Annotated in this window: 13 protein-coding genes; 7 read left to right on the plus strand and 6 right to left on the minus strand. The window is 41.5% G+C overall.

The window, feature by feature from the left end; genetic code table 11:
• Positions 1 to 13: 13 nt before the first annotated feature.
• Positions 14 to 1,027, minus strand: coding sequence for a phosphotransferase (locus tag BCU94_RS02805; protein ID WP_198590847.1), 1,014 nt, complete (start codon positions 1,025 to 1,027; stop codon positions 14 to 16).
• Positions 1,028 to 1,162: 135 nt separating this feature from the next.
• On the opposite strand from BCU94_RS02805, the gene lptD reads away from it, so the two are divergent.
• The 7 genes from lptD to BCU94_RS02840 all read left to right on the plus strand — a co-directional run bounded on the left by lptD (position 1,163) and on the right by BCU94_RS02840 (position 10,092).
• On the plus strand, positions 1,163 to 3,460 hold the full coding sequence (lptD, locus tag BCU94_RS02810; protein ID WP_102475565.1) for an LPS assembly protein LptD: 2,298 nt from the start codon (positions 1,163 to 1,165) through the stop codon (positions 3,458 to 3,460).
• A 122-nt stretch (positions 3,461 to 3,582) separates the two neighbouring features.
• The gene (gene surA / locus BCU94_RS02815) at positions 3,583 to 4,887 is read left to right on the plus strand and encodes a peptidylprolyl isomerase SurA (protein ID WP_102438850.1); all 1,305 of its coding nucleotides are present in this window, start codon (positions 3,583 to 3,585) and stop codon (positions 4,885 to 4,887) included.
• A 9-nt stretch (positions 4,888 to 4,896) separates the two neighbouring features.
• Complete coding sequence (pdxA, locus tag BCU94_RS02820; RefSeq protein ID WP_102438852.1) at positions 4,897 to 5,883, plus strand: 4-hydroxythreonine-4-phosphate dehydrogenase PdxA; 987 nt, start codon at positions 4,897 to 4,899, stop codon at positions 5,881 to 5,883.
• A gap of 6 nt (positions 5,884 to 5,889) precedes the next feature.
• A complete protein-coding gene (rsmA, locus tag BCU94_RS02825) occupies positions 5,890 to 6,696 on the plus strand; it encodes a 16S rRNA (adenine(1518)-N(6)/adenine(1519)-N(6))-dimethyltransferase RsmA (protein ID WP_076541204.1) in 807 nt (268 codons plus the stop codon).
• Between the two features lie 50 nt (positions 6,697 to 6,746).
• On the plus strand, positions 6,747 to 7,127 hold the full coding sequence (gene apaG, locus BCU94_RS02830) for a Co2+/Mg2+ efflux protein ApaG (protein ID WP_102438854.1): 381 nt from the start codon (positions 6,747 to 6,749) through the stop codon (positions 7,125 to 7,127).
• A 4-nt stretch (positions 7,128 to 7,131) separates the two neighbouring features.
• The gene (locus BCU94_RS02835; protein ID WP_102475566.1) at positions 7,132 to 7,950 is read left to right on the plus strand and encodes a symmetrical bis(5'-nucleosyl)-tetraphosphatase; all 819 of its coding nucleotides are present in this window, start codon (positions 7,132 to 7,134) and stop codon (positions 7,948 to 7,950) included.
• A gap of 120 nt (positions 7,951 to 8,070) precedes the next feature.
• Positions 8,071 to 10,092 carry a methyl-accepting chemotaxis protein gene (locus BCU94_RS02840; protein ID WP_102475567.1) on the plus strand — a complete coding sequence of 674 codons (2,022 nt, stop codon included), beginning with the start codon at positions 8,071 to 8,073 and terminating at the stop codon, positions 10,090 to 10,092.
• A 222-nt stretch (positions 10,093 to 10,314) separates the two neighbouring features.
• Here the strand turns inward: BCU94_RS02840 and BCU94_RS02845 are convergent, their stop codons facing one another.
• From BCU94_RS02845 to cgtA, 5 genes are all read right to left on the minus strand, one after another.
• Positions 10,315 to 10,707, minus strand: a complete 393-nt coding sequence (locus BCU94_RS02845; RefSeq protein ID WP_102438859.1) for a DUF3718 domain-containing protein — start codon at positions 10,705 to 10,707, stop codon at positions 10,315 to 10,317.
• A gap of 80 nt (positions 10,708 to 10,787) precedes the next feature.
• The gene (folA, locus tag BCU94_RS02850) at positions 10,788 to 11,270 is read right to left on the minus strand and encodes a type 3 dihydrofolate reductase (protein ID WP_102475568.1); all 483 of its coding nucleotides are present in this window, start codon (positions 11,268 to 11,270) and stop codon (positions 10,788 to 10,790) included.
• A 32-nt stretch (positions 11,271 to 11,302) separates the two neighbouring features.
• Positions 11,303 to 11,770: a threonine/serine exporter family protein gene (locus tag BCU94_RS02855; RefSeq protein WP_102438863.1), complete on the minus strand. Its 468-nt coding sequence runs from the start codon at positions 11,768 to 11,770 to the stop codon at positions 11,303 to 11,305.
• A complete protein-coding gene (locus BCU94_RS02860) occupies positions 11,767 to 12,531 on the minus strand; it encodes a threonine/serine exporter family protein (protein ID WP_102438865.1) in 765 nt (254 codons plus the stop codon). Before BCU94_RS02860 ends, BCU94_RS02855 begins: the two co-directional genes overlap by 4 nt.
• Positions 12,532 to 12,545: 14 nt before the next feature.
• Positions 12,546 to 13,712 (minus strand): Obg family GTPase CgtA, encoded by a 1,167-nt coding sequence (cgtA, locus tag BCU94_RS02865; protein ID WP_076541219.1) that lies wholly within the window; start codon positions 13,710 to 13,712, stop codon positions 12,546 to 12,548.
• Between the last annotated feature and the right edge of the window lie 101 nt (positions 13,713 to 13,813).

A 13,813-nucleotide genomic window follows, 5' to 3' on the forward strand; every position in this document is an offset into this window, starting at 1 on the left:
AGCCGCACGAATATCATTGATCTGTCGCATCTGCAGTAAAATGCGTTAGCACCTTTTGTTGCAACCATTGACCAAAGTCTTGTAGCTCTGGGTATAAAGCGGCAATATCAACGATGTAACTAAGGGTAAGTGGAATATCCTTCAAATAACCGGCTTTGCCATCACGCAAATTCAGCCGTACAAAAATGCCGGCGGCTTTTATGTGGCGCTGCATTCCCATTAAATCAAACCAGCGCTGATATTGGCTAAAGCTTACACCATCATCAATTAATCCATGCTGAATACATAAATTAAAATGATCCATTTGAAGCTGATTAACCACAGCATCTGGCCATCTCACATAACAGTCTCGCAGTAATGACACCGCATCATAGGTAACAGGGCCAATCACCGCATCTTGAAAATCAATTAAGGCTAATTGTTGCTGATTTATGAGAATATTGCGGCAATGAAAATCACGGTGCATTCCGACACTAGGCTGCTCAATTGCATTGGCGGTTAACACCCCAAAAGCATTCTCGATAATGCCATGCTCATCTTCACTCAGGGTTAATTGCAAATGCTTCGATAACAGCCACTCGGTAAAAATGGCTAACTCTCGCTGCACAAAAGCGGCATCGTATTGCGGTAAATCCCCCTTAATGGTGGACTTAACCTGTGCCACTTGCGGCAATAACCCTAACGCTTGCTGATAAAAATCAATCACAGATTGGTCATTCAAGCGTGTTATGAGTTGCTCATCGCCTAAATCTGACTGCAATACAAAGCCGTTAATATCATCTTGTGCTATAACTTCAGGTACCTTTAATCCTGATTGTGCGTATGCAGCTGCTAGCTCAATAAAGGGCGCTATAGGTACCAGTTCAATAGGCGAATCAGAGACGATATACGTATTTGCTAAATGCTGAACGCGAAAATAACGACGAAAACTGGCATCACCACAAATGAGTGTTGGGGTGATATCTGTGTTGAAATGTTGACTTAACCACTTACTCAGTAAAATAAATCTTGTATCAGATAAACTCATCTCAATGGCTCTTATGTAAAAATTGCTTTATTATAGCCAACATAACATTTGGAAACAGCTAAAGATAAAATGTTAGCTGTGGCTCTTTTTTCAATTCATTTTGTCTAGACTAAGAATTCATAATCAATTATTAACATGCAGATCCGTTATTTCCTGGCATTAAGCCTGTTACCAAACCTAGTCTTGGCACAAGAGTCTCCTGAAATTGAAGAGGCTCAGCTTCAGTGTGCAGTGCAGGCCCCCGTTTCACCGTCAATAAACGACCGTGATAGCATTAGCAATATTTCAGCTGAAGATATTGTCATTATTTCCGATCGCTCTGAAGCAGCCATGGGCGATAAAGCCCATTTTTCTGGTAATGTCAGTTTCAGCCAAGGTAGTCGCCATATCAGTGCTGACGAAGCCATCTTAGATCAAAAAAATGAACAATTAGATGCTAATGGCAATCTGATTTTCAGTGATGAGCAATTTACCGTAACCGCAGATTCATTAAATGCGCAAATGCTGACCAACAGCGCCACCCTTACTGGGGCTAAGTATTGGCTTAATGGCCAACAAATTAACGGCGATGCTCAGCAATTAAAAATTACCGAACAAAACAATTTAGAGCTCAGTAACACCAATTTCACCACCTGCCCCCCTGGCGATAACTCTTGGCGCCTTGAAGCCAAAGAAATACGCATCGACAGCAGTGAAGAATGGGGTGAGATCTGGGATGCTAAATTACGCATAGCCGATGTACCGATTATGTACATCCCCTATATGACCATTCCGGTTTCAGATAAAAGAAAGTCAGGCTTCTTATTTCCCAGTTTTAGCACCAGTACCACCAATGGCGTTGAAGTCAGTGTGCCTTATTATTGGAATATCGCCCCAGAATACGACTTAACCTTTACCCCAACCTATATGTCAGCCCGTGGGTTTTACAGTAAAACAGAATTTCGATACTTAGCCGGTGAACAACAAAATGGTCAATTCAACTTTGAATTCCTTGCTAATGACGACAAGTTAGATAATAGCCCTGACCGCTATCTGTACCATTGGCGCCATCAAGGCGCAATAAATGACAATTGGCGTGTACAAGCTAACTTTACAGATGTCTCAGACAATAACTATTTCAATGATCTCAGTTCTGATGTTAATCGATCAACGGATAATCAGCTTTCACGTATTGGTGAAATTAGCTACTTTGAACGAGATTGGAACCTCGGCATGCGGGTACAAGACATTAAAGTTCTCGGCGAAGAAGAGAGCCCTTATCAGGTTATGCCTCAGCTGAACTTTAACTATCAGACTAATGATTTTTGGAATGGGTTAGATTTTAAATTCAATTCTGAGCTAACCAATTTTCAACATACAGAAAATGACTATGCCACGGCGACACGTTTTCATATGGAGCCAAGTATAAGCTGGCCGATACAGGGGCCTGCAGGTTCTGTGACCAGTGAAGTTAAATTACTGCAAACCCAATACTGGCAAGACAACAATAACAGCAATGATGAACTGGATGACACGGTTAACCGAACCATTCCTCAAGTGCGAATTCACGGTCAAATTAATTTTGAACGTCAGTTAGCCATGCTTGGCAGTAATTACAAACAAACCTTAGAGCCACAATTTCAATATTTATATGTCGGCTACGAAGACCAATCTAATATTGGGATTTATGATACTGCCCAGTTACAAGAAGATTACTTTGGCTTATTTAGAGACCGCCGCTTTTCTGGTTTAGATAGAATTGCAGACACCAATCAAATAACCTTAGGGGTTACAACGCGCCTCTTTGATGAGTCCAATGTTGAAAAATTTAAATTCAGCATAGGTCAAATTGTGTTTATTGAAGATAGTAAAATAAATAGTTACAACGACATAGAAGCGGACGCATCAACCTCTGTGCTTGCCGCTGAAATCGATGCCAATATGTATCAAGATTGGTTTATTAGTGGTGCTGTGCAATTTGATACTGAAAACGGTGAGAATAAGAAAAGTGAAGTCACCTTAGATTTTAGGCCCAGTAATGACAAATTATTACAGTTTAGCTATCGCTATGTGCCTGATTTGCTTAACACCAACACTAATGACAGAGTGAACATATCTCAAATAGGCATGCGCACCTCATGGCCAATAAGTGATGATTTATATTTTGTCGGTAACTTTTATTACGACTTAAATGAATCAAGAAATATTGAAACCTATACCGGTGTCCAATACGAATCTTGCTGCTGGGCATTGCGCTTAAGTTACCATTACCGCATTAAAACTAATTACGATGATGATTTAAATCCAAGTTTAGATACCCGAGAAGAGTTTGAAAGTGGTGTATACCTTAACTTTATCATTAAAGGCTTAGGTGGTTCTGGCCCCCTAGGTGTCGAAGACATGCTTGATGACGGATTATTTAACTATCGTAAACCACTTTACTTGAGGAATTAGCCATCATTTGTGGTAGATTGCTGAACCTACTGGAAAACAAACAGTCCTAATAAAAGATAACAACACTGTATGTGGTATATATTCCACTGCAATTAAAACTAAAAGTGCCAAGGATTTCGTGGATGAAACACTGTAAGAAAATGATTTTTGCTTTATTTACTTTGGCAATGAGCCAAGTAACCATCGCGGCGCCAGTTCCCCTCGACCGCGTATCAGTACAAATTAATGAGGGTATTATTCTTGAAAGTGAAATCACTCATATGGTGGCGTCGGTAAAAGCCAATGCGCTAAAAGCAGGCCAAGGCTTACCGTCAGATAATGCACTTCGCACTCAAGTTATTGAACGTTTAATTTTGACTCACTTGCAATTACAAATGGCAGAACGTATTGGTCTATCTATTGGTGACCTACAGCTTGATCAAACCATTGAGAATATTGCTAAAGAGCAAAAGCTAACGGTTTCTCAAATGCAACAACAAATTGAAAGCGAAGGCATGAGCTATGCGCAATACCGTGAGCAATTACGTGAAGAAATCACCCTAGGTGAAATCCAACGTATTCAAGTTCAGCGTCGTATTCAAGTCTCACCTCAAGAGATCAGTAACTTAGTTAAAATGATCCAAGAGCAAGGTTTAAAAGATGTCGAGTTCCAAGTTGGACATATCTTAATTGAAGTGCCAAATAACCCAAGCAGTGAACAACTAGAAGCATCGAGCAAACGGGCGAATATCGTATTAGACCGCTTAAATGAAGGTGAAGATTTTCGCCGCACAGCTATCGCATCTTCATCAGGGCCTAAAGCGCTTGAAGGTGGTATCTGGGATTACATGAGCGTGAACGAAATGCCAACCTTGTTTGCTGAGGTAGTAACTGACGCTAAAACTGGTGATGTCATTGGCCCAATTAAAAGTGCCTCAGGTTTCCATATTATTAAAATCATGGACGCTCGCGGCCTGCAAACCAAAGAAATCAATGAAGTAAGATCACGACATATTCTGCTAAAACCATCACCGATCCTTTCAGAAGATCGTGCTAAAGCAATGCTAGAAAGCTTTTTAGCTCAAGTTCGTTCAGGCGAAGCTGATTTTGCAGCACTTGCCCGCCAATACTCTGAAGATCCTGGTTCTGGGGCAAAAGGTGGTGAATTAGGCTGGGCAGAACCGACTGTATATGTACCTGAGTTTGCTCAAACATTATCAAGCTTAGAAATTAATGAGTATAGTGAACCCTTTAGAACAACCCATGGATGGCACATCGTTCAACTTGAAGAAAAACGTAAAACTGATGCTACTGCTCAGTTTAATAGCAATCGTGCTCACCAGTTGATTTATCGTCGTAAGTTCAATGAAGAGCTACAAAACTGGTTAGATGAAATGCGTTCAGAAGCCTATATTGAAGTTTTTGAACCTGAGAGTACTCGAGGTTAAGCTAACTTAATGACAATACGTATTGCGATTACGCCGGGTGAACCGGCGAGTATCGGCCCAGATCTTGTTATTAAACTTGCTCAGCAGCCATGGCCTGCTGAGTTAGTTGTTTGCGCCGACCCAGAATTATTAACTAGCCGAGCAAAAATGCTTGGCTTGCCGCTGACATTAAGACCTTACCAGCCAACGTTACCTGCTAAGGCTCAGGAAGCTGGCACCTTAACCATTGCGCCATTTACTCTTGCTGCAGAAGTTGAATGCGGCAAATTAAATGAGCTTAACAGTGAATATGTGGTCGACACCTTGCGTTATGCGGGTGAGAAAAACATGACCAATGAATTTGAAGCTGTGGTAACGGGCCCTGTTCATAAAGGCATTATTAATCAAGCGGGTATACCTTTTAGCGGCCATACTGAATTTTTTGCATTACAAGCAAATTGCCAAGATGTGGTAATGATGCTGGCAGCGCCAGGTCTGCAGGTGGCGTTAATGACCACCCACATTCCACTGGCTTATGTTGCAAAAGCCATTACACGCGAGCGTTTACATCATATAATACAAATCTTGCACAGTGAGTTAGTGCAAAAGTTTGGCATTACTTCACCTAAAATATTCGTCTGCGGCCTTAATCCGCATGCTGGTGAAGATGGACACTTAGGCCGAGAAGAGATCGATATCATGATCCCTGCCCTGAATGAACTTAGAGAGCAAGGTATTGATATTGTAGGTCCATTACCTGCAGATACTTTATTCCAGCCTAAATACTTACAAGAAGCAGATGTGGTTCTTGCTATGTATCATGACCAAGGACTTCCAGTACTTAAATCTTTAGGTTTTGGAAAATCGGTTAACATTACCTTAGGTCTTCCGTATATCAGAACCTCTGTCGATCATGGCACAGCTTTAGAGCTAGCCGGAACCGGTGAAGCTGATAGTGGTAGTTTTACCTGTGCATTAAATAAAGCCATTGAATTGGCCTCAAAAGTAAGTAGTTAAATTTTAATGAGCAATAAAGTACATTTAGGCCACACGGCCAGAAAACGTTTTGGACAAAACTTTTTAACTGATGAAAGTGTGATCAGTCGGATCGTGGGCGCCATCTCGCCAGATAATGACCATGTTATGGTTGAAATTGGCCCAGGCCTTGGCGCATTAACTGAACCTGTTGCTGAATCAGTTGATTGCTTAACTGTAGTCGAATTAGATAGAGACTTAGTCGAGCGTTTAGAAAACCACCCAGTATTAAAGCATAAGCTTAATATCAATCAGGGTGATGCACTGAACTTCGACTTTAGCCAGTTGCAACAAGACGGCAAAAAGATGAAAGTATTTGGTAATTTACCGTACAACATCTCAACGCCGTTAATGTTTCACTTATTTGAGTTCGCTGAAATAATTGAAACCATGCACTTTATGCTACAAAAAGAAGTGGTTTTGCGCCTTTCTGCAAGTCCAGGCACTAAAGCTTACGGCCGCCTAACTGTGATGGCGCAGTACTACTGTAAAGTGGTACCTGTACTTGAAGTGCCGCCACAAAGCTTTACTCCGGCGCCAAAGGTCGACTCTGCAGTGGTACGTTTGTTGCCATACGATGTAAAACCATTCCCGTGTAAAGATGTCACCGTTTTACGTCATCTATGTACCACAGCCTTTAATATGCGCCGTAAAACACTACGGAATAACTTAAAGCACATGATAACAGATGATGAGTTCAGCGCGCTGAACATTGATTCGACTCTTCGACCGGAGCAAATAACTGTCGAGCAGTATGTGGCACTTGCAAATTTAGTTTGCGATAAAAATCTATAATTCTAAGGGCACTTTTCATTGAAAGTGCCCTTTCGTTTTTAGGAAGTTTAATGTCCTCTGTAGCCCCCAAAATTAAAATAAAAGTTGAGACTAACTATTTAGAAGAGCAGTCATCAGCAGCAGAATCAAAATATTTATTCAGTTATACCATTACCATCATTAATCTGAGCGACATTGCAGTGACACTCAAAGATCGCCACTGGATTATTACTGACTCAAACGGTGAAAAAAGTGAAGTGCAAGGCCCTGGCGTGGTCGGAGAAACACCGACTATCGAGCCTAATACAGCTTACCAATACTCAAGTGGCACAGTATTAGAAACACCCGTTGGCTTTATGGAAGGCTCATACGGCATGAGCAGCGCCCAAGGTGAAGCTTTTAAAGCTGCAATCCCAACATTTAGATTAGCCGTCCCAGGGATTCTACAATAATCCTATGGCACATTATTTTGTTGGCGATATACAAGGCTGTTTTGAAGAATTACAACTGATCCTCGCTAAAGTGGACTTTAACCCTTCAAAGGATGAACTATGGGCTGTCGGCGATTTAGTCGCCAGAGGTAATGGCTCCTTACAAACTTTACGCTATTTAAAATCATTAGAGGCCAGTGCCAAAATATCTTTGGGTAATCACGACCTGCATCTATTAGCCCTTAACGGCAACATTAAAAGACCCAACCCCAAAGATAAGCTTGCTGAATTGCTAAGCGCTGATGATTTACCCGACTTAATTACTTGGATAAGAAAGCAACCCTTGGTGCAGACACTGCCCTCCCACAATATCATCATGAGCCATGCAGGCATTCCACCGCAGTGGGACTTAGCGACCTTACTCACAGAAGCTAATGCGGTGAGCCAAGCATTACAGCAAGATGATTATATCGATTCACTAATTGCAAAAATGTACACCGATGATGCAGAGCGCTGGGACAGTACAGCCATAGGCTTGCCAAGACTGCGATATTGCATCAATGCCCTAACGCGAATGCGCTATTTGTTTGCTGATGGCAGTTTAGACTTTAAATGTAAATCCCCCATTCAAGACAAACCACCACAACTCACGCCTTGGTTCGAATTCAACTCCCCGTTAAAACAAAGCCACACTTTGGTATTTGGTCATTGGGCGGCGTTAATGGGCGTGGTTAACCAACCTAATATGCAAGCACTGGATACAGGATGTTGCTGGGGAGAGCATTTAACCCTATGGCATTTAGAAACCAACGAAAAAATACAACAGCACAAAATAAAATCATAAATAAATAATTAAACTTTCCAGTAACAAAGCCGATACAGTTATTGGATCTCCAATGATCATACAGCCCTGAGTGATCAAAGAGATAAATTCGGGATAAAATAATAACAGCCGGAGTATGCTATGAAAATTAATGTTGCCACCAGAGTGATTGGCGGTTTTACCGTTGTGACTCTCCTTTTGATAGTTTTAGGTGGCGTGTCTTTGCTCACCAACAATAGCATCAAGGGCAGTACTAGCACCTTACAACAAGTTAGTTTGCCTGCCCTTACTGCTACCGGTGAATTAACGCAAAACTTAAGCGCCCAGCAAATTCACATTCTATTCGGTTACTACACTGATCAATCAGCTCAAATTCCAGCAGTCAAAAAAAATATAAACACTGAATCAGTGGAATTTAACAAAAAACTCAATATCTTGACTGGGTTAATTTCTGGTAGACAAGAGTTTTCCAGTAACCTTTCTCAGCTTAAAAACAGCTACCATAATTTTGAAAGAAATAGCGCTTTAATGCTAATAGAGCATGAAAATGCATTATTAAAACATGAACAACTATTACAACTTCGAGATAATTTAGAAGACAGCGCAGATGATGCATCATCGATTTTATTAGACCTGATAGATCTAGAGTTGAGTGAAGATACCACTAAACAAAGTATTGCAGCTGCAGCGGGAGTCGTTGATAGTAATTTCATCAATATTATTACCACCATTTATGATTTAGTTGCCGCTAAAGAAAACGCTAAATATGAAGTAATAGTGAATGAGCTAGAGTACATGCTCAACGATACCCGCACAAAGATTGAGCATATCAACTTACAAGGCCGCGGTATTATTAGCGATAGCACTCTTAATGATTTAAACGTAGAAAGTGATGCTGTATTTGCCCTAGTGACAGGTAATAACTCCATAGTTACCTTGAAAGGCCAGCAACTAAAGCATGATCAAACCGCTGCCGAAATGTTAGCTGCAACCGATAAAGACCGTTTAGACGTTAATGCTAGAATGAACGAGCTAGCTAATAAAATTGAAAACTTCACAGCTAAAATAAGTGACGATGCAATTAAAAATATCGATTCGGCTACTATACAAACAATGCTGGTAGTTATTCTGGCCATTGTGGTGGCAATTATCGTCAGTTACGCCGTAGTGAAACCATTAACTCGCTCATTAGAAAAAGTAAACCAGGCGCTAAATATTCTTGCCTCTGGAGATTTAACTCATAAATTAGATGATACTGGTCACGATGAATTTGCCCTATTGGCTAAAAACTGTAACAGCCTAGTCGATAGCTTAAGTAATTTAATTGTCGGCATTTTAGACCGTTCGAATCAATTAGCTGCTGCAGCAGAAGAAACGTCAGCAATAACCACCCAAACTACATCTGGTATTCAAGAGCAAAAAAATCAAGTGGATCAAGTGGCCACCGCAACTACTGAGCTAAGCTCTAGCGCCCAACAAGTTTCAATGAGCGCCGATCAAGCCCTTGAACAAATTAAGCAAGCCGATCAAGAAACTCAGCATATGCGCACACTTGCTGAAGAAAACAAAGTCACTATTTTGGCATTAGCAGAAGAAGTCGCTAAAGCGGGCGTGGTGATCAATAAGGTCCATACTGATAGCGCATCAATCGGCTCTATTCTTGATGTAATTCGTGGTATTGCAGAGCAAACTAACTTACTGGCATTAAACGCTGCGATTGAAGCTGCCCGCGCGGGTGAGCAAGGCCGTGGTTTTGCTGTTGTCGCCGATGAAGTGCGCAGTCTTGCTTCTAGAACCCAAGAATCGACTAGCGAAATTCAGCAAATGATTGAAGTGTTACAACAAGGTGCACAACAAGCAGTGACGGTCATGGAATTAGGCCGCACACAAGCAACCAGCTGTGTCGATAAAACAGAACAAGCTAACTTGGCCTTAGAAACCATTAGTCAGTCAGTACATAAAGCTTACGACTCTGGTAATCACATTGCCCAAGCCGCTCAAGAGCAAAACTTGGTCAGTCAGCAAGTCTCTGAAATGCTAGAGCACATTGCTGCTATTTCAGAAGAAACCGCCATAGGCGCAGATCAAACAGCACAATCAAGTCAGCAAGTAGCAATGCTGTCTGAAGAGCTACAAAGCTCTGTGAAGGAATTTAAAGTTTAACGACTCACAGTATCTAAATGTAGAAAAGGCTCTTTAGAGCCTTTTTTATTGCCTTTAAAGCCTAATAGCGCCATGACTTAGCAATGATTTGCGGCAATAAAAACCATAAGCAACAAAAAACCGCCCTAAGGCGGTTTTGGCAGTCAAAGCTATCAACTTTATTTATGCATAAGATTATATTTGATAATTCACAATTGCTATCACCAAATTAATCAATGCGCTTTACTCACCACTATTAATGCGATCTTGAACTGCAGCAGTAATAGCACTACCACTATGGCCATTGCTATTAGCCCAATCAAGAATGCTTTTCCCGTCGGCTTCTGGTGAACTTAAATCACCAGCAGGAAGACGTTTAGCGATGTACTCACCCACTTCAAATGAATTTGCATTATAAGCGGTTCTTAATAAGCTTGCGCCATCACAAGAAACACCGGTATAGATATTACGTAATTTAACACGACTTTCTTTGAGTTTTTTACGTAGTCGATTTTTATCATTCGATTTAACGTAATCACAAATACTTGCCACAAGTTGATCGGTATCAGCGACTGCTGGGGTTGAAACTGAAGATGCTGCAATTAGGACGGCGACGGCCACAGGCATTAAACGCATCCGATACTCCTTTGTAGGTATTATTATTTTCAGCTTACCATCAAGGGTAAACCTCTATTCAGGGTAAAACAGCTTGTAATTTAACATTTTTTCACAAAAGTGTTAAAGCTATATTGCAATTGTGCTGCATTAACCTGATTAACCTTATCTTGTAACGTCCAGCTATCATCATCCCACTCGGGGAAAAAAGTATCGCCATCAACAGTTAGCTCAATGAAGGTTAGATATAATATATCGGCCAGCGGTAAAATTTCTTTATAGAGCTGCCCACCACCAATGACAACTAATTCATCACAATCTGTAACAAGTTGTTTAGCTTGCTCAAATGAACTCACACATGAAACGCCTTCAATGTGATAATCTGCTTGGCGGCTGATGACAATATTATGTCTACCTGGAAGCGGTCTACCAATAGATTCAAAGGTTTTACGCCCCATCACCACAGGCTTACCTAAGGTCATCGCCTTAAAATGCTTTAAATCTTCAGGTAAGTGCCAAGGCATTTTATTATCTTTACCAATGACACGATTATTGGCCATGGCGGCTATCATCGCGATGCGCATATAAAAATCCTTATTTGATGCTAAAACGGGGGTTAAATAATAGGTCTGGTTCGATAATACACTAATGAGGGCATTGCTAAGCCGACTGATAATGCCCCAAGAATGAATACGGTTTTCAGGCCATTAAGAATGACTATCGAAGTTAAATCACTGCTGACTTGCTCTTGAACACTCAGTTGTACCAAAGCTATCAAGGTATTGTATGCATAGGTACCCGGTACCATGGGTATGATAGCTGCAACAGCATACATTAGCGGCGGCGCGAGGTGACGCTTAGCAAAGCGTATCGTAATAATACCAACGATGGCTGCAGCTGCAAATGTCGCCCACTCTATGGGCATATCAAAATGCATAAGTAGGCTTCTTGAACTATGCCCTATGGCGCCAGCTACCGCACAAAAAGGTAAGTATCGCTTCGGGACATTAAACAACATCGCAAAGCCTAGCGCTGGTATTGCTGAAAAAAGTCCATCATGCAGCAATTCTAAAATAAGATTCATATAAACAAAATCCCACCCAATGCCATTGAAAGTGTAATCCCAATGACAGTAGCCAGTGTTAAGAGTGTCGCGTGGCCCCAGCGAGATATACCCACATTCATATGGCCTTTAACCATATCTGATATCGCATTAATTAACGGAAAACCGGGCACTAACATCAGCACACTGGCAGCCATTGGGGTTTTAGGGGTTGAGGTTAAATCAGTGATGAAGCCGATTTGGGCAATGATTGTGGTGATAAAAGCGGTAATGGCAAAGATAATGAGTGCATTAAAGTGCTTTTTGACTAATGATAATCGCACTGACATACCAATAGCTGAAGCACAGAATGTAATAAGACACGCGGTAATATCACCACCAAACAAGTGACAAAAACTCGCACAAGATAGCCCAATCATCGGGATCAAATATTTTGCCGGATAACTCTTAGGCTCAATGATCTCTAAGCGGCGTTTAACTTGTTTGGCATTGCACACTCCGCGCTCTGCCAAGAGGCAAATGCGTTGTACTTCGCACACCACCTTCATATTGATGCCATGCTCTCGAATGCGTCGGGTTGTAGTTATACAGCGGCCATGGACTAAACTGGTCAGTACAAGGGAGTTGGAGGAAATTGAAAGTTCAACGCTGGCAAGACCCAGCGCTTTACCTAAGCGCTGACTGATCTCTTCAACAAGATCAGACTCAGCGCCATAGGCTAGAAGTAATTGTGCACTTCGTACAACAAGACGAGTGATATCATTTTGAGTTTCTGCGTACACTTGTCTCTCGACTATTAACGTTGGTAAATGATTTCCACATCGTAGTCATCGTCATCGAAGTCATCATCAAAGTCGTCGTCGTAATTTTCATTTACCGATTCAACGCTAGCTTCATGGTAGTTATCCCATTTAAACTCAACTTCATCATCTGGGCTAGTGCCTTCATCTTCAGGAGGAAGTGAATTGATGAAATCTAATAGTTTTAAGCTAATGTCTTTAGTGTTCGTTCGGTTGAATGCTGACATAGTGTAAATGTCACCCTTCCAATCCATTTCCTTAACAATGCGATCCATTCTTTCTGCAAGTTCATCTTCATGCAATAAATCGATTTTGTTAAAGACTAACCAACGTGGCTTAGCTGCAAGCTTTGGTGAATACTTTTCAAGTTCAGCCACAATTGAACGCGCAGATTCAACCGGATCACTGCCATCAATAGGATCGATATCGATGATGTGTAATAACACACGACAACGTTCCAAATGCTTCAAGAAACGAATACCAAGACCAGCACCATCTGAGGCACCTTCAATCAAGCCAGGAATATCGGCGATAACGAAGTTTTGCCCAGGTCGTGGACTTACCACACCAAGGTTTGGTACTAGTGTCGTAAACGGATAATCAGCAACTTTTGGTGTTGCACGAGATACCGCACGAATAAAGGTTGATTTACCTGCATTTGGTAAGCCCAATAGGCCGACATCAGCAAGTAACAATAATTCCAGTTTTAAGAAACGTACTTCACCAGGCGTACCTAATGTTTTCTGTCTCGGCGCACGGTTGGTACTGCTTTTAAAGCGCGTATTACCTAAACCGTGGAAACCACCTTTAGCCACAAGTAACTTTTGGCCATGGGTAGTCAAATCACCTAATAATTCTTCAGTATCGAAATCAACAGCACGCGTACCCACAGGTACTTTAAGCATTAAATCTTCACCGCCATGACCGGTACAATCACGGCCACGTCCATTTTTACCACGCTCAGCAATATGCGAGCTGACAAAACGGAAATCAATAAGCGTGTTCATGTTTTCATCTGCGACTAAAAATACACTACCACCATCACCGCCGTCACCACCATCAGGGCCGCCGTCTGGCACATATTTTTCACGTCTGAAGCTAACGCAGCCACTGCCACCGTCACCCGCTTCAACTCTGATTTTAGCCTCATCAATAAACTTCATACATACTCCTGACACCACTTAATGTGTCAATTATAACCTCAAAAGATTGAGATGTGCAGGGAAGCGTAGAAGATACAATCACCATAAATCGCTTACTGCAA

Source organism: Shewanella sp. 10N.286.52.C2, assembly GCF_002874545.1.
Lineage (GTDB): Bacteria > Pseudomonadota > Gammaproteobacteria > Enterobacterales > Shewanellaceae > Shewanella.

Bases quoted from the DNA above. Each gene is read 5' to 3' on its own strand.
- BCU94_RS02805 (WP_198590847.1), bottom strand. From the start codon at position 1,027: ATGAGTTTATCTGATACAAGATTTATTTTACTGAGTAAGTGGTTAAGT.
- lptD (WP_102475565.1), top strand. From the start codon at position 1,163: ATGCAGATCCGTTATTTCCTGGCATTAAGCCTGTTACCAAACCTAGTC.
- surA (WP_102438850.1), top strand. From the start codon at position 3,583: ATGAAACACTGTAAGAAAATGATTTTTGCTTTATTTACTTTGGCAATG.
- pdxA (WP_102438852.1), top strand. From the start codon at position 4,897: ATGACAATACGTATTGCGATTACGCCGGGTGAACCGGCGAGTATCGGC.
- rsmA (WP_076541204.1), top strand. From the start codon at position 5,890: ATGAGCAATAAAGTACATTTAGGCCACACGGCCAGAAAACGTTTTGGA.
- apaG (WP_102438854.1), top strand. From the start codon at position 6,747: ATGTCCTCTGTAGCCCCCAAAATTAAAATAAAAGTTGAGACTAACTAT.
- BCU94_RS02835 (WP_102475566.1), top strand. From the start codon at position 7,132: ATGGCACATTATTTTGTTGGCGATATACAAGGCTGTTTTGAAGAATTA.
- BCU94_RS02840 (WP_102475567.1), top strand. From the start codon at position 8,071: ATGAAAATTAATGTTGCCACCAGAGTGATTGGCGGTTTTACCGTTGTG.
- BCU94_RS02845 (WP_102438859.1), bottom strand. From the start codon at position 10,707: ATGCGTTTAATGCCTGTGGCCGTCGCCGTCCTAATTGCAGCATCTTCA.
- folA (WP_102475568.1), bottom strand. From the start codon at position 11,270: ATGCGCATCGCGATGATAGCCGCCATGGCCAATAATCGTGTCATTGGT.
- BCU94_RS02855 (WP_102438863.1), bottom strand. From the start codon at position 11,770: ATGAATCTTATTTTAGAATTGCTGCATGATGGACTTTTTTCAGCAATA.
- cgtA (WP_076541219.1), bottom strand. From the start codon at position 13,712: ATGAAGTTTATTGATGAGGCTAAAATCAGAGTTGAAGCGGGTGACGGT.